The 22,743-nt window shown below is 32.9% G+C and carries 19 protein-coding genes; 18 read left to right on the top strand and 1 reads right to left on the bottom strand.

Going from position 1 to position 22,743, the window contains the following annotated elements:
• The first annotated feature begins 194 nt into the window (after positions 1–194).
• The 12 genes from FLP_RS04260 to FLP_RS04205 all read left to right on the top strand — a co-directional run bounded on the left by FLP_RS04260 (position 195) and on the right by FLP_RS04205 (position 11,354).
• Positions 195–560 (top strand): hypothetical protein, encoded by a 366-nt coding sequence (locus FLP_RS04260; RefSeq protein ID WP_065448286.1) that lies wholly within the window; start codon positions 195–197, stop codon positions 558–560.
• Positions 561–811: 251 nt separating this feature from the next.
• Positions 812–1,507, top strand: a complete 696-nt coding sequence (locus FLP_RS04255) for a hypothetical protein (protein WP_065448285.1) — start codon at positions 812–814, stop codon at positions 1,505–1,507.
• A gap of 2 nt (positions 1,508–1,509) precedes the next feature.
• Positions 1,510–2,181, top strand: coding sequence for a hypothetical protein (locus FLP_RS04250; RefSeq protein WP_065448284.1), 672 nt, complete (start codon positions 1,510–1,512; stop codon positions 2,179–2,181).
• Complete coding sequence (locus FLP_RS04245; protein WP_065448283.1) at positions 2,151–2,477, top strand: nucleotidyltransferase domain-containing protein; 327 nt, start codon at positions 2,151–2,153, stop codon at positions 2,475–2,477. Before FLP_RS04250 ends, FLP_RS04245 begins: the two co-directional genes overlap by 31 nt.
• Before the next feature lie 29 nt (positions 2,478–2,506).
• On the top strand, positions 2,507–3,217 hold the full coding sequence (locus tag FLP_RS04240; protein WP_065448282.1) for a hypothetical protein: 711 nt from the start codon (positions 2,507–2,509) through the stop codon (positions 3,215–3,217).
• Positions 3,218–3,664: 447 nt separating this feature from the next.
• Positions 3,665–4,378, top strand: coding sequence for a hypothetical protein (locus FLP_RS04235; RefSeq protein ID WP_065448281.1), 714 nt, complete (start codon positions 3,665–3,667; stop codon positions 4,376–4,378).
• Between the two features lie 244 nt (positions 4,379–4,622).
• Complete coding sequence (locus FLP_RS04230) at positions 4,623–5,027, top strand: hypothetical protein (RefSeq protein WP_065448280.1); 405 nt, start codon at positions 4,623–4,625, stop codon at positions 5,025–5,027.
• Positions 5,028–5,205: 178 nt separating this feature from the next.
• Positions 5,206–5,688, top strand: coding sequence for a WGR domain-containing protein (locus tag FLP_RS04225; RefSeq protein WP_065448279.1), 483 nt, complete (start codon positions 5,206–5,208; stop codon positions 5,686–5,688).
• A 111-nt stretch (positions 5,689–5,799) separates the two neighbouring features.
• A complete protein-coding gene (locus FLP_RS04220; RefSeq protein ID WP_065448278.1) occupies positions 5,800–6,228 on the top strand; it encodes a copper resistance protein NlpE N-terminal domain-containing protein in 429 nt (142 codons plus the stop codon).
• 111 nt (positions 6,229–6,339) lie between these two features.
• Positions 6,340–7,848 carry an acyltransferase family protein gene (locus tag FLP_RS04215; RefSeq protein WP_243397506.1) on the top strand — a complete coding sequence of 503 codons (1,509 nt, stop codon included), beginning with the start codon at positions 6,340–6,342 and terminating at the stop codon, positions 7,846–7,848.
• A 400-nt stretch (positions 7,849–8,248) separates the two neighbouring features.
• Positions 8,249–10,558, top strand: coding sequence for a type IA DNA topoisomerase (locus FLP_RS04210; RefSeq protein WP_065448277.1), 2,310 nt, complete (start codon positions 8,249–8,251; stop codon positions 10,556–10,558).
• Between the two features lie 319 nt (positions 10,559–10,877).
• Entirely contained in the window at positions 10,878–11,354 is a 477-nt protein-coding gene (locus FLP_RS04205) for a DUF6265 family protein (RefSeq protein ID WP_065448276.1), read from the top strand.
• An 808-nt stretch (positions 11,355–12,162) separates the two neighbouring features.
• Here FLP_RS04205 and FLP_RS04200 read toward each other — a convergent pair.
• Positions 12,163–13,323 carry an MFS transporter gene (locus FLP_RS04200; protein WP_065448275.1) on the bottom strand — a complete coding sequence of 387 codons (1,161 nt, stop codon included), beginning with the start codon at positions 13,321–13,323 and terminating at the stop codon, positions 12,163–12,165.
• 279 nt (positions 13,324–13,602) lie between these two features.
• On the opposite strand from FLP_RS04200, the gene FLP_RS04195 reads away from it, so the two are divergent.
• From FLP_RS04195 to FLP_RS04170, 6 genes are all read left to right on the top strand, one after another.
• Positions 13,603–15,924, top strand: coding sequence for a TonB-dependent receptor (locus tag FLP_RS04195; protein ID WP_065448274.1), 2,322 nt, complete (start codon positions 13,603–13,605; stop codon positions 15,922–15,924).
• Between the two features lie 81 nt (positions 15,925–16,005).
• Positions 16,006–17,151 carry a PepSY-associated TM helix domain-containing protein gene (locus FLP_RS04190; RefSeq protein WP_065448273.1) on the top strand — a complete coding sequence of 382 codons (1,146 nt, stop codon included), beginning with the start codon at positions 16,006–16,008 and terminating at the stop codon, positions 17,149–17,151.
• 113 nt (positions 17,152–17,264) lie between these two features.
• Positions 17,265–17,990 carry a DUF4198 domain-containing protein gene (locus FLP_RS04185; RefSeq protein WP_065448272.1) on the top strand — a complete coding sequence of 242 codons (726 nt, stop codon included), beginning with the start codon at positions 17,265–17,267 and terminating at the stop codon, positions 17,988–17,990.
• Between the two features lie 269 nt (positions 17,991–18,259).
• Complete coding sequence (locus tag FLP_RS04180) at positions 18,260–20,566, top strand: TonB-dependent siderophore receptor (RefSeq protein WP_065448271.1); 2,307 nt, start codon at positions 18,260–18,262, stop codon at positions 20,564–20,566.
• 154 nt (positions 20,567–20,720) lie between these two features.
• Positions 20,721–21,146: an HIT family protein gene (locus FLP_RS04175; RefSeq protein ID WP_065448270.1), complete on the top strand. Its 426-nt coding sequence runs from the start codon at positions 20,721–20,723 to the stop codon at positions 21,144–21,146.
• A 149-nt stretch (positions 21,147–21,295) separates the two neighbouring features.
• Positions 21,296–22,612 (top strand): APC family permease, encoded by a 1,317-nt coding sequence (locus tag FLP_RS04170; RefSeq protein WP_065448269.1) that lies wholly within the window; start codon positions 21,296–21,298, stop codon positions 22,610–22,612.
• The last annotated feature ends 131 nt before the right edge of the window (positions 22,613–22,743 follow it).

Raw genomic sequence — 22,743 nt, 5'->3', positions numbered from 1 at the left:
TAGGTAATTAAGATAGTACCTGGGGTTTTGGTTTTCTTTAGGCGTTTATGGTTTTCCGTAAAATTATTGAATTGAGAAGATTTACTTTTAGCAAAAATTAATTTAAACAAAATCAGGTGTTTTTACTTGGTGCTTAATTCAAATTAAAACCGATGTTTGTTTTTATAAAAATGAAATAATTAATTTAAAAAAATATGAAAGCAGAAGTTCAATATGGTGATTTCAAAGGAACAGTTGCAGCAGATATCGCTGATTTTTTAGGCGGGAATAGCCTAGAGTCAATATCTAAACATTTTAATTTAGATACAACTAGATTTAGGTTAGTTGGTGTCTCGATATATGGAACTGCAAATTTTCATTTGGCTCTACGCTGTGTAGATCTAGAAAAGACAACAAATGAAAAAGAATATATCGTCGATTTAAGTATTGATTTGGGTGGTAAAAATCCTTTTGATCTTTTATTTAAAAGATTGTACATTTCTTTACATGGAGCACATGAAGAAAAATATTTGGATCCACAATTAGATTCTGATACAGAAGCAGAATTTGGCGAATACTAAATTAACTAAGTATTGTAAATTTAAAATTCGGCAGCATTAATTTGCAATCTGTACTCCAAACAATGAGGTAATAAGATATAATGTTAAATGTAAGAGACAAAATAATCAATCACTACAAGCGCAGATTACAAATACATGCAATGTTTTTTTGAGTTTAATTTTCACCTACTTTAATTAATAACTTCTATTATACAATTTTACTGAATTAGGTCTTTATCTAAATAAATGAACTTAATATATACTAATTATTTATGAGTTGTTCTAGAGGAAAAGCTTCACCAAACCCACATACAAAAATTAAACTCTTTGCTGATTCAGGCGGATATTGCCAAAATCCAGGATGTAATATAAATCTATTTTTAAGTATTGGTAATACTGATTTTCACATTGCAGAAATGGCTCATATTATTAGTGCTGGAAATTCTGGACCAAGAAGCGATTTAACAATTTCAAAAGATTTGAAAGGAGAATTTTCAAATCTTATTCTATTGTGTCCAAATTGTCATACTAAAATAGACAAAGCAGAATCAGAATTTCCTGAAGAGAAAATTCTTAATTGGAAAGAGACACATAGTGAAAAAATTAAATTAATTTTTAACATCAAAAAACATGAAAATAGAATTGATGTCAGACGGTCAATTATCCCTTTATTAAATGAAAACAAAACAATTTTTAAAACTTACGGTCCTTTAACAGAACAAAGATTTAATCCTGAAAGTGAAATACCAAAAATATGGTTATCTAAAATCCAGCAAAAAATATTACCAAACAACCGCAAAATACTTTCAACAATTGAGGTGAACTATGATTTATTAAATGAAATAGAGATGGAAACATTTGAATTGTTCAGACAACATCTTCTTGATTTTGAAGCAAAACACATTAATAATGAAGAGATAAACGCTCTTCAATTTCCACAAGAATTAAATAATATTTTTAAAAATTAGTTATGGCTAAACAATCCCCTTTCGAATGGATTATCGAAAAGTTAAATGACGATAATAAAATAGAATCAATTGATATGCTTTCAGAAAATCTTTTACAAATTTCTAAAAAAGATAATTCTTCATTCACTGTTACAAAAACAAATCTGAATAGATTTGAAGTTAATGATATTATCGCAATTCTCATTAATCAAAATGCAAATTTTATTTTACATACTTCTAAAGAACCGTTTATTAATGGAGATGTTTTTGATTACTTAAATTCAAAAAAAATAGTTTTGGGTGGTTTTGGTGATTTAATGAGAGCGGTAAAGCAGCATAATTATTGGCCTTATTTACCTCCTGATGTATATTTTATAACTAGAGGATTGGAACAACATACAAAAGTTTCAAAGGTTAAGAGGTTAGACAACAAACGTTATGAAATTTCTCGACATAATCTAGAAACAGTTATAATTATAGCTTTAAATGATTATGACTTGGGTATAGAATCTATAAGAAGTGCTGTAAGTGAATTTGCAAAATTCGATGCAATATTAAAGTCAAATCCCAACGGTAGTATTACTACCTCCGCTATTCAACTTGCTGATTCGAGAGAAATAAAAACATTTAAATGGGGTGAATTAATGGGTAAACTTAATTTAAAATGGAACTGGAATCAATACAAGAAGAATTAATAACTGTAGTAAAAGGTCTTTCTTTAAAAGTCAATTTTGTCGACTTTTATTTATTCGGCTCATTTCTTTTAAATCCTAGAAGTGCGAATGACATTGACATTTTGATAATATATGAAAATAAAAATCAAATAAAAGTCATAAAAAAAGATTTTGAAAACTTGAGTAAAGAGTTTCCCCTACATATGAACTATTTCACACACAAAGAAGAAAAGGAATTAAATTTTATAAAAACGCAACGTGCAAAAAAGATATTAGAATTTTCGACGAAAGCAAATTCTGAAATCAGAAAAAAATAAAAGCAATTGATAGTTTTAAATTATAAAGAATGGATTTACAGATAGTATTACAAATTTCACTTGTCATAATTGGATTGTATTTAGCATTATTCAAATCATATTTCACTGAAAAAGGTAAAAATATTGCAACAAATGAAGATATTGAAGAACTGACAAATAAAATAGAATTAGTTAAACAAAAATTTTTAGAAAAAAATGCGAGCTTAAAATCAAAATTAGATTTATTAACCAATTTACAAATTGGGCACAAAAATGATGAAAGAAATGCATTGACAGAATTTCACAAAAGTTTTTCTAAATGGATAAACATTTTAACTTCTTCTTCATTTGGTCTAATTGATGATTACAATAATGAAGAAGTTCTAAGAAAACTATCCGATTATGATAACATTTATAAAGAGTTCCAGAGTTCTCATTCACTTTTAATGATATATGTTGAAGATGAAAAATTACATTCAAGTATAAACACGTTAAAAATTAAAATCCTTGAGAAATTATCTGGAATTGCTCCTTCATCTTTAATTTCTCTTAAACATAATAATGAAAAATTGGAAGATCTCAAATCACAACCTTATTCAGATAAAAAAACTGAAAAAAATCGCGAATTATTTGTAGTAAGAAAGGAAATTCATCAAAAGTATCATCGCGAAATGATTGAAGCTTATAAAGAAATAGTCGATCTACAAAAGTCTTACGAAAAACATATGCTGGAATATATAAAAACTTTATCTCAAGAATAAAAGAAACAAGATTCCTGCTCTTCGAATTTTTCCTTATAAAGTTCTATGCAAGTGTCTCTGAGTTTGCATTTTTTTTGTGTTCTTTGGGGAGCTATAACCCAGATCGCGCGGATATACCTTCACGTTCGATAGCGCGGATTTGCAATCCGTGCCCGCAACAGTAAGATGCAATACTTTGTATTTTTAAAAGATGATTCTCTTTGCGGGCACGGATTACAAATCCGCGCTATCGGGTTTAGACAGAGCTTAAAATGATATTGAAGTATCCTATGTGAAAGTTGATAAATATATTGGATTGCAAAAAGGTCAAAAAATCGATGAAAGTGAGTTTTTCAAGCAATACACAAGTGTCTGTACCTTATTTTTAATAAAAACTTTATAATCAATTACCGTATTTTTCAAAATTAAATTATTTAATACCTAAAAAACACAAAAATAAAACATTAAATGACAAATATTCAAATAATTAAAATTGGTCATAATGATCATTTAGATTTTTCAAAACTAAAAAAAAGATTTGATTCATCATTAACATTTAAATCTACAAATGATATCATTATTACCTCCCCAACTTTTTTAAATGAAGATAATCTAACAATTACAGATAATAAATTGGCTACAATTAATATTGCAAATGATGCTGATTTTTCTGTTGGCATTATTGACAGACCTCTTCAGGGAAATTATTTTACCAGACCAATAAAAAATAATTTCATTGTTATATCAACATTTGGTTTAGAAGAATTGAATCTACGTGAAGGAATAACGGCTGAGAATTATTTATTAAGGTTTATTTATGCTTTTACAATTATGTTTAATGCGTATGGAGGCTTAAATCATCAAGCTGGTGAAATTATGCAAAATAATATTACTGGATGTTTATTCGATAAAGCAATATATAAAAAACAAATATCAACTTTTTTTAAAAACCCTCATATAAGCCTTTCAGCTGAAAATATTTTAAATACAAAAGCAATACATGCTAAGTTAATATCAAACACAAAAAAAGATATTAAGAAATTAAAAATTTCTTGGTATTATAATTATTCCAACTGGCTTGGGCGAAATCCAGTTTGGGCAACAATTATTATATTCATTTCTGGTTTACTATTAAGTGAGCTGGGCGGTAACTTTTTATATGATTGGATCACAAAAAAATAACCCAGATCGCGCGGATATACCTTCTAATTCGATAGCGCGGATTTGCAATCCGTGCCTCCAAAATTGAGATACAATACTTTGTATTTTTAAAAGATGACTCTCTTTGCGGGCACGGATTACAAATCCGCGCTATCGGGTTAACAAAACTATAAAAAACTATATATGCACGAGCGGCACGCTCGCGCTAGCTGAAAAACTATCGTTATCATACTACTTATAACCAAAAACACCCTAAAAAAAAATAATGACAAAAGAAGAACAAAACAAACTGTCACAAGAAATTGAAGATATTTCTAATAATTTTGAACTTAAACCTTTTTCAGACAATGTAAAATTATTGAAAGAAGATTTTGATATTAATAAAATAAAATCACCTAAACAATACTTAGAAACTATTGACGAAATTACTGAAGTACTGCGTCAAACAAGACTTTTGTTTCTTTATTCAGTTTTTAATAAAGTTTGTATAGAAGAAGACAAACTTTATTATTTTGATACGCCATATCAAGCCGCTATGAGTTATAGTGCTATAATAAAAAAGGGAGAAAGTTTTTACCTTTTAGACGAAGACGGAGATTACAGCCAAACATTTACAAGTGAGCCTTTTGTGCAATTTATTGATGATCAGTATTGGGAATTATACGAATAATTTGTAATTCGAATAATCACGATATATCTTCAAGTTCGATAGCCCGGACTTGCAAAAGCTACAGAAAATATTTTTGTAGCTTTTTACATTTGTAAAAAGAAAAAAAACAATCTTTGTGAGAACATATTGCAAATCTGTATTATAGAGTAAAAAAACAATTTAAAAGACTAAAAATACGATGCTTAAACTTTACAGACTAAAAGATAATCAGCTTTGGTACTGGGAAACCTGGAATAAAGACGAAAAAACAGCCATTGTACATTGGGGAATAGTTGGAGAGCAAGGACAAAACAAAGAAGTCAAAGGCGGATTATTTTCGAATTTTAGAAAGAATGTTCAAAAAGAAATTGACGAAAAACTAAAAGAAGGTTACAGAGAATTTGATCAGGATAAAGTTTCTTTTTTAGAAATTGAGTATATCATTGATGGTTTTGGAACTGAACAGGATCTTGAAAAACGACACAGACTCGAAGCAAAAATGGACGAAGTTTTAGGATGGACAGGACTTGGCCATACCGAGGGAGGAAGTATTGGCAGCGGAACAATGGAAGTTGGCTGTATGGTTGTTGACTTTGATACAGCAAAAAAAGTAATCGAAGAAAACCTTAAAGGAACTGAATTTGGAAACTATTCAAGAATTTTTAAAATAGATGAGGAATAACTCAGCATTTCTACAAATAGATTTACGGTTTCAAATAAGAGATTAAATATAAACCTGTTACTTTTGACAAAGAATTTCTAATCCATTTTCAAACCAATAAAAACCACACTAATGAAAGTAATACTTACAACCCTACTTTTAATTTTCAACCTAACCCTATTCGCACAATCGAACAATTTTGCTGGCGATTATACACGTTCACTTGGCGAAGAAGGAAAACATATCATAGAATATAAACTGACTTTAAATCAGGACGGAACATTTGAATTTCATTCGTATTCGAAAATGCAGGGCGGAACTCCACCGGAAGTTAACAAATACGGAAAAGGAAAATGGAGCGCAAAAGACAATATGATTACTTTTTCTTCTAAAAAAAGTGAAGATTTTGACGAGAAATACACTTTAGATTTTAATAAATCAACAGCGAGATTCATAACCAAAAATCCAAGAGATAAAAGTGACAAAATCGTGAAGACAAAACTTCAATTTTTAGAATCAGGAATTTTCTGGATGGAAAGAATTGATATTTTTAAAGTATAAAATAGAAGACTTAAATATAAAAAAGCCACAAGAAAATATTTTTGTGGCTTTTTTTATAATTAGAAAAAATCAATCTTTGTGAAAACGGATAACTCAAATTGTAAAGATTAAATGAATATTAGAAAGTTAAAAATTCAGCCAGACGAAAACTTTGACAATTTTAGAATTAGTCTTTTGAAAGCATTAAATTTATTTGATTATAACAAAAACTGTTTATTAGATTTTGAAGACAGAATTGACAACTATTTTAAAAGAAATAAAACACTTCAAGTTCAAATTGAAATTGATGTTACTAAACTATCTGACAAGATTTACGAGAAAAAATTTTGGAATCTAAAAGATTACACACAAGAAATGCCGGAAAATTATCCCATCAACGGATCCAATATGGAAACTCAGAATTACGTTAATACGATTATTGTTGATGATAAATTTCGTGAGAATCAGGAAAAAATAAAAAAGGAAACGGAACTGCTGGTAGATTCTATTCTGGCCGAACTGAAAAAATTGAACACAAAAGAGAATATTGAAATTAAGTTAACAGGAGAACAATTTAAAATCGAATCTTCAAAACCAAAACAACATTTTGAAATCCTCGACGGATTAAGAGGAATAGCTGCTGTGGCTATTGTAATTTTTCATTTTATGGAAATTGTTCATCCGCCCAGCGAGAATTTTATTGCGCATGGTTTTCTTGCGGTTGACTTTTTCTTCTGTCTTTCGGGATTTGTTATTGCCTACGCCTATCATGACCGAATTACCAAAATGAAACTGGCTGACTTTTTTAAATTAAGATTAATCAGATTGCATCCTTTGGTTGTTTTTGGTTCTGTTTTGGGTTTATTGGCTTTTCTCTTTGATCCGTTTGGCGGTCATCCTGAAACTTACGAAATGGGTAAATTGATTCTGATATTTCTGGCTTCGGTTTTTCTGATTCCTTTTCCGGTTATGGCAGATCGTTATTTCAATATATTTGGTTTAAATGCGCCGGCCTGGTCTTTGTTTTGGGAATATGTGGCAAATATTCTCTATGCGCTATTCCTTTACAAACTCAGCCGTCGTTTACTATTTTTAGTGACTATTTTGGCTGGAGCAGGAATTTGTTTCGTCAGTCAGCGTGCGGGAGGTTCCTTAATGGGCGGATGGAACGGAGAAACTTTTTGGGATGGTTTTGGTCGTATTTCGTATTCGTTTTTAGCAGGAATGCTCATTTACCGCTCGAACTGGATTATTAAATCGAAATTAGGATTTATTGCCTTATCAGTATTACTGCTTTTAGCCTTCGTATTGCCTTTTTCAGATTTCAATTGGCTTACAGAACCTTTGGTCGTTTTATTGTATTTCCCTTTATTGATTGTATTAGGAGCCGGAGCAACTTTGGCACCGGGATTCAAAAAGCTGTGTATCTTCTTCGGAAAAATATCCTATCCGCTATACATGACGCATTACGCTGCCATGTGGATATTCGCCAACTATTACATCAAATACAAACCCGAAACACCTCAATTGACGTTTATTATCATTACAGGAACAATTTTTCTAGTTGGTATCGCTTATTTAACGATGATTTTTTATGATATTCCAATTCGAAAATATCTTACCGACAGGAGAAAGAAATAATCTCGCAATCCTGATCGCTATCGGAAGTAAAAAATTTATTTATAGCCACTGATTAAAAGGATTGAAATGATTTTTTTATTTCACGCAGATTTATTTTGATTATATAATCTGCGACCATCTGCTTAAATCTTTATAAATCTGCGTGAAACAAAAAACTTTGCGACTCTGCGTCTTTGCGTGATTTAATTTAGGTATTGTTAATCTTAACGCTAAGAATCTCGCGTAAAACGCAAAGTTCCAAAATTTAGCAGAAAAAAACTTTATAATTCTGCTCCTGATAGTTATTGGGATTGTGAAATTAAAAAATAAAAAACTTCGAGCCTTAGCGTCTTAGTGGCAAAAAATTTCGATACCAAATTCTAAATCCCTAATTTCGCTTTTTAAACAAGGAAGGAGAAAAATGAAGGTATGTATTGCAGAAAAACCAAGTGTAGCACGCGAAATCGCATCCGTTTTGGGAGCCAATACCAAGCACGATGGATATTTTGAAGGAAACGGTTATGCCGTTACCTACACTTTTGGGCATTTATGTACTTTAAAAGAACCCAACGATTACAAACCGCACTGGAAAAGCTGGGATTTGAACAACTTACCTATGCTTCCGGAGAAATTCGAAACCAAAGTTGTCGAGAATTCAGGAATTCAAAAACAGTTTAAAATTGTAAAAAGCTTATTCGACAAAGCCGAATTGGTCATCAACTGCGGGGATGCCGGACAAGAAGGAGAATTGATTCAGCGTTGGGTAATGAACGAAGCCAACTACAAAGGCGAAGTACAACGTTTATGGATTTCGTCCTTAACAACCGAAGCAATAAAAGAAGGTTTCGAAAACTTAAAACCCTCTGAAAACTACGATAATTTATTCTACGCCGGATTTTCAAGAGCCATTGGCGACTGGTTATTGGGTATGAATGCCACACGATTATACACCGTAAAACATGGCGGATACAAACAAGTTTTGTCTATTGGACGCGTACAAACGCCAACATTGGCAATGGTTGTAGACCGTTGGAAGGAAATCGAAAATTTTAAACCTCAACCCTATTGGGAATTACAGACTTTATACAGAGAAACCCTTTTTAGTTATGAAGAAGGCCGTTTCCTGAAGAAAGAAGACGGAGAATTTTTGGCCAATAAAGTCAAAGAAAGTGATTTCGAAATTGTTTCGGTCGATAAAAAGAACGGAAACGAGTTTGCCCCTAAACTATTTGATTTAACGGGGTTACAAGTATACTGCAATACCAAGTTTGGATTTTCGGCAGATGAAACGCTAAAAATCGTTCAAACATTGTATGAACAAAAAGTAGTCACTTATCCCAGAGTTGATACCACATTTTTACCCAATGATATATACCCGAAAGTACCGGGAATTCTGCAAAAATTATCAAAATACGCTGAGTTAACGCAACCACTTTTAGGCAAAAAAATAAAAAAATCGCCTAAGGTTTTCAACGATAAAAAAGTTACAGATCACCACGCGATAATTCCAACCGGAATAGAAAGCAATTTGCAGTTCAATCAGCAGCAAGTTTACGATATTATTACAAGACGTTTTATTGCGGTTTTTTATGATGATTGTCTGGTTGCGAATACTACAGTAATAGGAAAAGCTGCCGAAGTTATGTTTAAGACCACCGGAAAAGTGATCTTAAAAAAAGGTTTCCGTGTTGTTTTTGAAGACCCGAACGCCAAAGAAAAAGAAGCTGACTTATTACCAAATTTTGTAGTGGGTGAAAAAGGTCCGCACGAACCATCGTTTTTAGAAAAAGAAACCAAACCACCCAATCAGTTTACAGAGGCAACTTTACTGCGTGCGATGGAAACCGCAGGTAAGCAGGTCGATGACGAAGATTTACGAGAACTAATGAAAGAAAATGGTATTGGCCGCCCGTCTACGCGTGCGAATATTATCGAAACGCTTTTTAAACGTCAGTATATTGTTCGAAATAAAAAACAAGTTTTACCAACTCCTACGGGGATTCAGCTTATTGATACGATTCAGAATGAATTGATCAAATCGGCAGAACTTACAGGTTCCTGGGAAAAGCAGTTGAAAGATATCGAAAAAGGCACTTATACAGCCGGAGCATTCATCAAAAACATGAAACGAATGGTCGAGGCTTTGGTGACCGAAGTTCGAAGTGAAACCCGACACGCCAATATTTCGCATGCTACGGCTACTCAAAAAGAAGTGGTGAAAGTCGAGAAAAAGAAAGCCGCAGGAATTTTGGCAGAAACGTGTCCGAAATGTCAGAAAGCGACTTTAATAAAAGGAAAATCGGCTTACGGATGCGGGAATTATAAAGCAGGTTGTGATTTTTTATTGCCTAATGTTTTTGCAGAGAAAAAAATATCCGAAAATCAATATTTAAGATTGGTACAAAAAGGATCAACCGTAAACATAAAAGGTTTTAAAACTGAGGAAGGTACCGTTGAAGGTTTGATACGGTTTGAAGAAAATTACAAACTAAAATTGGAAGTCAAAAAAACAGCTCCAAAAGCAAAACCAACAGCAACAGCTGATTCTGATGCCTTGACTTGCCCAAAATGCAAAAAAGGAACCATCATGAAAGGAAAAACCGCTTATGGTTGTGGCGATTATAAACTGGGCTGTGATTTTAAAGTGACTTTTGATGACGTCCGAGCAAAACTAAAAGATCAAAAACCGACTAAAGAACTGGTGTATGCTATTTTAGGCGAAAGCGTTTAATTTTTTTTTGCCACAGATTAAAGGATTAAAATGATTTTTTACAAAGTTTTCTAACCACAAATTACACAAATTAGCGCTAATTTTTTTCACGCAGATTTGAAAAGATTTAAGCAGATACGCGCAGATTTACATCATTCAGAATCAAAATTAAATCTGCCTCAATCTGCAGAATCTGCGTGAAACAAAAAACATTGTAATCATGTAATCTGTGGCAAATTTCCATTTAGCATTTGAATAGTAATTCGTACTAATTTGTGAATTATTGGCAACCATTTTTTTAATATCTTAGCTTTTCAATTTAACATCAAAAACCATAAATATGTTTCAGAAAATTACTCTTTTAATTCTTTTAGTTGCCGTTGTTTCCTGCCAGAAAAAGGAATCTGTAGAAAAAGATAAAATCAAAATAGCAGACTGGCTTATTGGAAACTGGGAAAATAAATCTCCTAATGGTGTTTTAACAGAAAACTGGACCAAACTTAACGACAGTACTTTTAGTGCTACTTCTTACTTTATAAAAGGAAAAGACACTTTACATTTTGAAAGCATTGTCTTAGCTCAAAAAGCAGAAACATTAACTTATTTTGCTACTGTAAAAGGTCAGAATGATGATAAATCGGTTGCATTTCCTTCAACTTCGGAATCTGATAAACAATTGGTTTTTGAAAATCCTAAACACGATTATCCGCAAAAGATTACTTATACAAAAGGCGCAGATAATACGATAACTGCTGAAGCTACCGGAAATTTACAAGGAAAAATGACAACGGAGCGTTTTATTATGGTGAAGAAATAATGATCTTGTGAATTCTTATTTTTTTTTAGCTGTATAATCGTAATCGAATTTAACGTTTAAAACTGGACTAAAGTCCAGCCCTACAATATACATCGAACCTACGGTTCTTTTTTTGGGATTATTTTAGAAATTCCTTTAGAGTGAACGCTGGTATTTAAAGAACCTTCGGTTCGATTCATTTTGTAGAGCTGGACTTCAGTCCAGTTTAAAAAATATTCACGAGCAGGTCACTGTAGTTTTCGAAACTCTTAAAAATGGGCTGAAAGCCCAAAATCATAAGCATAGTGCGCAACACTACGAGCTAAAGCAAAAACGAATATTGCCCTGAAAGGGCAAAAGCAAACAGATCTATAGATTCATAGAATAGATAACGTAACAATAGTAGAAAATACCATATAACCTACGATTAGTATTTTCTTTGGAATCACGCTTTTGCCCTTACAGGGCAAAACGATAGTCTTTTTTCATCATAGTGCTTCGCACTATGCTATTTCTAAAGCTCTTTCAGAGCAAAATTTTAGAATACTTATCGCAACTTAAGCAAGTCAAAAAGACAAACTTTAGTGCCTTAGTTACAAAATCTTTCACAAAACTTAATATCTTCGAGCCTTAGCGCAAAAAATTTAGCGACCTAGCGGCAAAATATTTCAAAAAAAAAACTTTGCGTTTTAGTGCCTTCGTGGCAAAAAAAAAATTAGCGACTTAGCTGGAAAATCTTTAAAAAAAATAACTTTGCGTTTTAGCGCCTTCGTGGCAAAAAAACTTAGAACCTCAGCAACTCAGAATCTTAGCATCTTCAAAAAAAAATCTACTCATTCTCCCCGATTTTATTCACCATAAAAATCATCAGTATCCCTAAAAGTGCCATTATTAAAAATGCCCATTTCATACTAAGATATTCAGAGATAAAACCAACCATTGGCGGAACCAATAAAAATCCCAGATAGCCAATTGTAGATATAGAAGTTAAAGCAGAACCGCTGCTTAGTTTTGAGGATCTTCCGGCGATACTAAATACTAGCGGAACTACGCAGGAAACCCCAAATCCGATTAAAACATAACCGAAAATAGTGGGGTAAACATAGGGCAGGATAAAACAAATTCCAAAACCTAAAGTGATCAGAATACCGCTGTAAAGCAGAATTTTTTTGGTTCCAAATTTCATTACACCGTAATCTCCAAACAAACGTCCTAAAGTTACCGCCGATGCAAAAAATACAAATGCAGCGCTGGTAAGTTTTGGAGAAGCTTTCAAAATATTTTCGAAATAAATTCCGCTCCAATCGTACATTGTATTTTCGCAAGCCATGGAAACAAAACAAATCAAGGCAAATTTTACCAGATTTTTTTCCGGCATCGAAAAGAATTTCTTTTTTACCGGAACAGGCTGATTATGAATACTCATGGGATAAAAACAAGCCGTAAGTCCCATCATAAAAATACTAACTCCCAATAAGTGATATGAGGGTGCAATATTTTGTGTTACCATAACATAACCCAAACCAGCTCCTGAAAAAACAGCAATACTCCAAACGGCATGAAAACGAGTTATAATTGACTTAGGATATAATTTCTGAACTTCAAGTGATTGTGCATTAATAGATAAATTAAAAATATTACGAGAAGCTCCAAAGATCAGGAGTATCATAACCAATTGCCATACAAAAGCAGCTAAGCCTGGCAATGACAAGGCAATATTAAACATGATTGCTCCCAAAAGCATGATATAACGGCTGCTGTATTTATTTAACAACATGCCGGTAAAAGGCATGGTAAGCATTAAGCCAATTGGAAATGCGAATAAAACCGCTCCAAATTGAGCTTCAGATAAATTTAATTGTGCTTGAATATGCGGAATTCTGGAAACCCATGAGGAATATCCAAAACCGGATATGAAAAAAAATACAGTATTGGCTATTCTAAATCCTTGCGGTGAATTCTGGATTCTTTTAAAAAAAGGTAAAATCATCAGGTCATTTTTCAGATTGCAAAATTAAGGTTTTTTAATCCAAATCTTTCATTTTTAACTTTCTTCAGTTAAAAACAATTACATGATTTAATTTAAAAATGAGGCAATAAGAGTACTATAAATCTTATAATTTGTAATAGAATTTCAAATTCACTTTAAAAATCACAAAAAAACATTTCATTCCCAATAAATAAAACTTGTTAAAGAAAGATTAATTTTTACATTTGCACTGTTTTTATTCATTCTAAATAAATACAATAACTAAACCCATTAAATAAAATGAAATATTCGAGTTTGAAAACGATTCGTTTTCTATTTACAATTAGTTTGTTACTTTCTGCTTTTTGTTCTTTTGCACAACAAAATGGAAAAATTAAAGGTACCATCACTACTTCAGATGGCGAACAGGCAGCCGGAGTCAATGTTATCTTAAAAAACTCAAAATACTGGGCTATTTCTGATGAAAACGGAAACTTTGAATTCAGCAGAGTAAAGCCAGGCACCTATAGTTTACAAGTTTCCCTAACAGGTTATGAAACTTCAGAAAGCGAAGTTATGGTTAGTGAAAGCGAAACAGCAACTGTTAATTTACAATTGAAGGTTTCTAATAAAGAACTAAAGGAAGTTGTGGTAAACAGCAAAAAAAGCATTTTATCTAAAAAAACAGATTATGTTGCGAGAATGCCATTAACAAATCTGGAAAACCCTCAGGTTTACAGTGTGATTCAGAAAGAACTTTTAATGGAACAAGTAGCCGTAGATATTAGAGGTGCCGTACAAAACTCTCCTGGTGTAGTTTCTATTAGCTATCCTTCTGGAGGAGTTGGTGTAATTTTTAGAGGTTTTTCTACAGGTGTTAATGCAAGAAACGGAATGGAAACAGCTTCGGGACGTTCTTCTGTTGATCTTGGAAACGTAGAACGTATCGAAATAATGAAAGGACCGTCGGGAACTTTATTTGGTTCTTCTGTTTCTTCATTTGGAGGTGTTGTAAATTTGGTCACCAAAAAACCTTTTGAAACTACTGCTGCCGAAATATCATACACAACGGGAAGTTTCAACCTAAACCGTCTTACAGCAGATATAAACACGCCTTTAAATCAGGAAAAAACAGTTTTATTTAGAGTAAATCTTGCCGTAAACAGAGAAAAAAGTTTCCTTGATTATGGCTTTAACAATACACTTCTTGTGGCGCCAAGTCTTACTTACAAAGCATCTGACAAACTTACTTTTAACTTCGATGCAGAGCTTTATAACGTGAATAACACAAGACGAACTTACAACACGTATGCTGCGACTTCCGGAATTACAAATCCGAACGATTTGAAAATCGATTATAAAAAATCAATGTTTCATGATGATAACGATGCAAAATCAACAGCTACAAAAGTTTTTGCTCAGGCAGAATATGAAATTTCAGAAAATTGGAGATCTACCACCGTATTTTCATTTGTAGGTGAAGATGTAGAACGCAGTTATCAAAGTTATGCCGTTTGGAGTTCTCCTACACAGACCGCCAGAAGAGTTGGTCTTTGGGGTCCAATTTTCAACAACTATACCAACATTCAGGAAAACATTAACGGAACATTTTCTACAGGAAGCATAAAACATAAATTTCTTACCGGTGTCAATTACAGACTTTACAGCTCTGCTTTTTCTGGTGGAACAACCTTTACACTTGATAACATAGATGTTACAGCTCCTTTTGCGCCAATTAGAAGAAAAGCGGTTGACGCCGGACTTGTATTGACAACTTCACCTATTGCTGACCAAAAAACTTTTAGTGTCTATGCTTGTGATGTAGTAAATTTTACAGACCGATTTTCTGCTATGTTAAGTTTACGTCTTGACAATTTTGAACGTGCAAAAGTGGGAACAACAGAAGGTTATAGCCAAACAGCTCTTTCTCCAAAATTAGGATTAGTGTATGAAGTGGTAAAAGATCAGGTTTCTGTTTTTGGAAATTACATGAACGGTTTCCAGAACATGCAGCCTGTAACACAGCCAGATGCGACGCAATTGGTTTTAGACCCAATTTATGCTGTTCAGTATGAAGGAGGAATTAAGGCAGATGCTTTCAACAAAAAATTAAGCGGATCTGTAAGTTATTACAATATTACAATTGATAACGCTACCAGAACTGATGCTGCAGGATTTACAATACAAGATGGTAAACAAGTGAGCAAAGGTGTAGATTTTGAATTAATGGCAACTCCGTTTACAGGATTAAGCATTATTTCGGGTTATGCTTATAATGACAATCGAATTGTAAAAGCATCTGTAGCTGCAATTGAAGGAAACAAAGCGACCTCATCGCCAGAAAATGTAGTAAATTTCTGGGCGACTTATACTTTCCAAAACAAATTAAAAGGTTTAGGAATTGGTGCCGGCGCCAATTTTGTAGACAAAAATTATTTTACAGCAGATAATACTTTTTACATGCCATCATATACTGTTTACAATGCCACAGTATATTACGAAAAACCTACATGGAGATTAGGTTTAAAATTTAATAATTTAACTAATGAAAGATACTGGGATTTCTGGGGCACATCGCAGGCGCCGACCAGCATCTTGGCTAATTTAACAATGAAATTTTAAAACCTAATAATCTTTAAACTGACGCCTCAATTTTATGAATTGAGGCGCTTTTAATTATAAATCTTTTTTAAAGGTACTCATATGACATTTAAAAAACTTATTCTCAAAATTCACCTGTGGCTGGGATTATCTTCGGGCTTAATTGTCATTATATTGGGCATTACAGGCTGTTTGTATGTTTTTGAAGAAGAATTACGACCTGTGGTTCACGACTATTATTACACCGATCAGGTAATAGAAAAGAAACTGCCGATAAGCCGTATAATTGAAATTGCGAAAAAAGCCAACAAGAATCAGAAACAATCACTCTCGGGATGCCAAATAATTAATGAGGATGACCGTACTGTAATTGTCTGGTTTTTTGAAGAATTAAATCCGGACGCATTTTGGTACTGGAACCAATATCATACTACTTATATCTACGTAGATCCGTATAATGGAGCAGTAAAAAAACACGAAGATTTTAATTTAGAATTTTTTGTTTTTATTCGAATGCTGCATCAAACACTTTGCTTTAACAGTAAAATTGGAGATCCTATTACTGGAACTGCAACCATTATATTTATAATCTCCTTAATTACCGGACTTATACTTTGGTGGCCTAAAAACAAACAAGCAGCCAAACAGCGTTTTTGGTTTAAATGGAAAGACTCCACAAAATGGAAACGTAAAAACTATGATCTGCATAATATTCTGGGATATTATTCGATGATTTTCGCTTTGATAATTGCGCTTACGGGATTAGTCTGGGCATTTGATTGCTATGATAAAGGATTGCAATGGCTGTTTAATGGAGGAAAAACATATAAAAAAGAAAGAATAGTTTCTGATACTACTCATTACACAACAAACAATTCGATTGATAAAATTTACGCCTCCGTAAAGCAATCGCATCCGGAGGCAAAAAGTTACTATTTGTTTATTCCAGAAGAAAACGATTCGCTGGCGACTTATAATACTTTCATTCGTTATAAAAGCCGTTTTGATGATACAGCCATAGACTTTGACCGTTATACCGCTAAGCCACTTAGAACAATAAGATATGAAGACAAAAATAATGGAGAAAAATTCCGCTTCTTAAATTACGATCTGCATGTAGGCAGTATCCTTGGATTTCCAGGAAAAGTATTGGCTTTTTTTGCCAGTCTTATTGCAGCAAGTTTGCCTATTACAGGTTTCTTAATCTGGTGGGGAAGAAATAATAAAAATAAGAAAAAGGCATCTTAATGTTATGCCCTTATTTTAAAAATAGTGTTTTTCTTTAGATTTATTTTTAATTATTCTAAATAAGAGTTAAGTTTGTAGACAATTCATACTTAATAATTTTTAAACCTGATCTTATGAAATCAAATACTTTAAAAAAAATCACCCTTTTTCTTTTTATGTTAGTCGCAAGTCCGCAATTATTTGCCCACGCCCTTTGGATCGAGACTAAAGCAACCGGTACAAAAGGAAAAGTTCAGGAAATCTCTGTTTATTTTGGAGAATTTTCAGATAATGACATTACAAAAGCTGATAAATGGTTTTCAGATTTAAAAGATTTTACTTTAGTTGTTATTAGTCCATCAAAAAAAGAAACTAAACTTACAGCGAAAGCTTTAGATAATAAATACCAGGCATTTTTTACACCGGATGAAGATGGAGTTTATACTATTGTAATGCACCATAAAGTAAAAGATGTTTACGGAACTATGGTTTTAGATTATAACTCCAGTGCTACCGTTACTGTTGGCAACGCTATAAAAGGAAATGAAGCAACTGCAAACACAAACATTATTAGCGTATTTGCTAAAGATGTAACTGCTGCTAAACAAAAAACAAAAATCAACATAAACGCTTTATATGAAGGCAAAGAAGCCAAAGAGCAAAAAATGAAAGTAATTGCTCCCAATGGCTGGGAAAAAGAATTATGGAGTAATGATAAAGGAGAAATCTCTTTTACACCAATCTGGCCTGGAAACTATATGGTAGAATTTGCTTATACCGAAAAAGCTGCCGGAGAACATAATGGAAAAAAATATGATGAAATCTGGAAAATGGCGACCTACTTAATTACGGTTAAATAGTTTATTTAGTACAACTTATTATAATAGTATAAGCCTTGCTCTTTTGAGTAAGGCTTTTTTTTTGTTTTTAATTTAATAAAGAAGGACGGAAAGAGTCAGAAAATTTTTTTTATTATAAATAATTAAACCTTTCAAAACAAAATCTTAAGCAAATCTTAAGACAAAACTAATGAAGTTTTAAGTAAGAAAATCTCTTAATAAATTTTGTTAAAACATCGCAGTGCACTTATATTTGCAAAACTTATTTTTATTCAATCTAAATAAATACCATGAAATATAATTTACTTTTCGTTTTATCTTTTATAGGTTTTGCAGCTTACAGTCAGGATTATGCAAAGGCCGAAAATACGACAACAGCAAATGATACTGTAAAAAACAAAAAAGGAGAAATTCTTAATGAAGTTTTAATTACAGCAAATAAACCCAAGAAACCAATCGAAGCTGCCCGTTCAGGAATCAAAGTAATGGATTTGCCACAGAGTGTTCAAATAATTGGCAGTGCAATAATACAAGAACAACAAGCTATTAGATTAAGTGAAGTGGTAAAAAACCTTAACGGAGTTTATGTAGGATCTGCTCGTGGTGGCGCACAAGAATCTTTTTTCTCAAGAGGTTATGATATGTCTGCCAATAATATGTTTAAAAATGGTTTTCGCTATAATGCCGGTTCTATACCTGAAGTTTCATCTTTAGAAAAAGTAGAATTTCTAAAGGGAGGTTCTGCCCTATTATACGGAAATGTGGCACCTGGCGGAATTATGAATTTAGTGACTAAAACACCAAAATTTACGCAAGGTGGCGAACTATCCATGCAAATGGGAAGCTATTCTTTTTATAAACCAACTTTAGATATTTACGGCCCATTAAACAAATCTATTGCCTACAGATTTATCGCTTCATACGAAAATTCAGAAAGCTTTAGGGATTATGTAAAAAACGAACGTATTTATGTCAACCCTTCTTTCTTATTTCATCTTTCAGACAAAACACAAATTACAGTACAAGGAGATTATTTAAGTGCCGACTGGACTCCTGATTTTGGTACAGGAATTTACGGAAAAACAATTTTAGACTTACCTCGTAACGAATTTTTCGGGTCACTTTGGTCAACAGCAAACACCAAATCTGCCAGTGCTTCGATGTTGTTTAATCATGATTTTAATAAAAACTGGAAATTAAATTTTAATTCTTCTTATCAATCTTACCGCAGAACTCAGACTTCAACAGCACAATTAAGTACAATTGATGCCAACGGAAACTGGAAACGCGGGTTAACAAAAGCTGATGGTGCCGAACAAATATTTGGTGACCAATTAAGCTTACAGGGAACTTTTAATACCGGTAGCATTAAACACCAGATATTTACGGGAGTTGATTACGAAAATTCTCTAGCGCCAAGTTATACTTTTGGATTCTATGATCCGGCAAAACCTGCAGACCTCTTAACAACAGAAGCTACAGCGATAAACCTATATACTTACGATTACAGCACGCAAAGTAATGTTATTCCGTACCCTACAAGAACTACTCAATTAACAAGTACAGAAACACAACGTTTTGGAGCTTATTTTCAGGATTTGGTTTCGATCAATCAATATGTAAAAGTTTTAGCAGGATTACGTTGGTCCTGGCAACAAGGCGAAGCTACAACTACAAAAGAAGTAATCGAGAAGAAGAACAATGTAAATGTCATTACAACTGCTTACGAAAATGCGCTTCCGGTTACCGGAGCCAAAACCTTAAACAGAGCTTTTTCGCCTAAAGCAGGATTAGTTATTCAGCCAACTACCGATTTATCACTTTTTGCAAGTTATTCGAACTCTTTTACACCAAATACCGGAACAACAGTAGATTCAAAACCGTTGGATCCTTCCATTATTGACCAATATGAAGTGGGTATCAAAAAAGATTTCTGGAAAGGTCTTTTAAGTACAAACGTTACTGTTTATCAAATATCAAATAACAATCTGGCACAAACCGCGCAATTTTTAGCAGATGGCGTAACACAAAATGCCAACAGCAATTTCAAAGAATTAGTAGGTGCTACAAAAGGAAAAGGTGTCGAAATAGATATCACTGCAAATCCTGTTGAAGGTTTGAATATTATGGCGGGTTACAGTTTTAATGAAACTAAAGTATCGAAATCGTCCGGAACAAACGGAAGCCTTGTAGTAGGTGATGTATTAGCAAGAACTCCTAAAAACACGGCCAATTTGAGCTTTTTCTACAAATTGCCAGAGGGCTTATTAAAAGGATTAACTTTTGGAGCTATTGCAAATTATGTAGGTGACCGCACCGGAGGTTGGAATGATGATTATTTATGGACAGAAGTTAAACCAACTCCTGCAAATCCAAAACCGGATCCAGCATACACTATAACAGTTAGAGACAGAGATATTCCTCTAAAAGGTTATACAACTGTCGATGCCTCTCTAGGTTATGAATGGAGAAAATTCTCAATTTTATGCCGATTATCAAACATCACAAACGAATTAAATTATACGGTACACGAAAATTATAGTGTGAATCCGATTGCGCCTCGTCAGGTTATGACAAGTCTGAGATATAAGTTCTAAAATTTTTGAATTAGATTTTAGTTTCCAAAGCTTTTTCTGTATTTCATTTTTTGAAATCCAGAAGAAGTTTTGGTTTTTAAAATAAAAAAGTATTTTTGCTGAAGCAATTAGAATTGTAAAAAAATTTTTACTAATAAAAATACAAATAGAGTATATGCCTAGTCCAGTTTCAGAATGTTTGTACTGTCAAAACAATGACACCTTACACCAATTGATGATCAAAATCGGAGATCTAAAAGTTTCTCAACTTTTTCTTTTCAAGGAACAATCCTATACAGGACGCTGTAATGTTGTTTATAATAATCACGCAGCTGAGCTTTATGAACTGAGTAATGAACAGCGCAATTTATATATGGAGGATGTTGCTGCTGTTGCCAAAGCAATTGCAAAAGCTTTCAATCCAACCAAAATTAATTATGGCGCGTATAGTGACACTTTATCACACTTACACTTTCATATTGTTCCAAAATATAAAGAAGGCTACGGATTTGGAGGCGTTTTTGAAATGAATCCTCAAAAAACTTATTTGTCTGATACAGAATATGAATCTGTTATCGAAAAAATAAAAGCAAATTTATAGTAGCAACAACATCTAAAACCACTTCAAAGCTTCCTTAAACCTCATTTAATCTTAAATGAGGTTTTTTGTTTAGATAAAAAAGTGTTCTAATTGTATTACTTTTGCCCGGTGGATATTTTTTATCCCATTAAAACAAAAAAACGCTACATATGTCGGATTCCACAAAGAACCAATTAAAAAAAACGCTCGGATTAAGTTTTAATATTGCCGTATTAATTGGTGGAACAATTGGAGTTGGAATTTTAAGAACTCCAGGTACGATTGCAGCATTATTAGACAATTATTGGCTTATTATAGCGTCCTGGCTCTTTGGCGGATTATTTGTGCTTATTGGCGCTACTTCCTACGCAGAACTTGCTACAATGCTTCCAAAAGCCGGAGGATCGTATAATTATATCAAAAGGGCTTTTGGCAATTATGCCGGTTTTCTTTCGGGTTGGTTTGATTATATTACCAATGCTATTCCGCCCGCTTTTTACTGTATTGTAATCAGTGAATATATTATAATTTTATTTCCCGGCCTTCGAAATTACGCTACCGAAATGGCTATTTCATTATTGATTGCTTTTGTGTTCTTACATTTAAGCGGAGTAAAAAACGGAAGTGTAATTCAGCAAATTACCAGTTTATTAAAGGTGATTTGTTTTTTTGCTTTGGTTGTCGCGTGTTTTATGTATTCAGGTGTTAAGCTTGCTCCTATTCCAAAAGACAATACTGTAGTCCAGATTGGTTTATTATTCGGTTTTTTTAAATCACTTCAGCTTATTATCGGAACCTATAACGGTTGGAATGGCGTTTGCTTTTTTGCTGAAGAAAATGAAGATCCGAGCAAGAATATTCCGAAATCATTATACAGCGGTGTTTTGCTTGTAATGGTTATTTATGTTTTAATAAATGCCGCCTTTTTATATATTATGCCCGTTGAAAATGTAGCCAAATCGAATCTGCCTGCTGCCGATGTAGCAAACATTATTTTTGGAAAAAACGGCGCTATAATAGTTACCGTTATTTCTATTTTTTCGTTGATCAGTATCCTGAATGCTTTTATGATGATTCCGCCAAGAATCCTCTACGGATTAAGTCGTGACGGTTTTTTTATCGAAAAAGGAACAACCGTTAATAAAGGCGGAACTCCAATTGTGGCTCTTTTGGTTTCTTCTGTATTTAGTTTATTTCTAATATGTATTGGTTCATTCGAAGTCTTGTTTTCATTTGCAGCCTTTACCTCTATTATCGTTTGGGGATTGGCGTACTGTTCTTTGATAAAATTAAGAAAATCCGAACCAGATTTACCAAGGCCATATCGCTCGATCTGGTATCCCTGGACAACGATTATCGCTATTGCTGCTTCGCTGGCTTTGTTAATAGGTTTTGTTTACAGCGACCCTAAAAGCTTTATCATTATTGTTGTCATTACAGCAATTTCTTATCCGTTGTTTTTGGTTTTAAATCGAAAGAAAAAATAATAATTAGAAAAAAATACTAATTTAAAATAGCCACGACCAGACTGAAGGGAATAGGCGAAGCAATTCACAAATAATGCGTCAGCATGTGTTAAAATAATTAGTGAATTAGTGACGGAAAATCTTTCATATAA

It is taken from the genome of Flavobacterium piscis, from assembly GCF_001686925.1.
Classification (GTDB): domain Bacteria; phylum Bacteroidota; class Bacteroidia; order Flavobacteriales; family Flavobacteriaceae; genus Flavobacterium; species Flavobacterium piscis.
The sequence above is the reverse complement of the archived record's forward strand: the minus strand, read 5'-3'. Positions and strand labels throughout refer to the sequence as shown.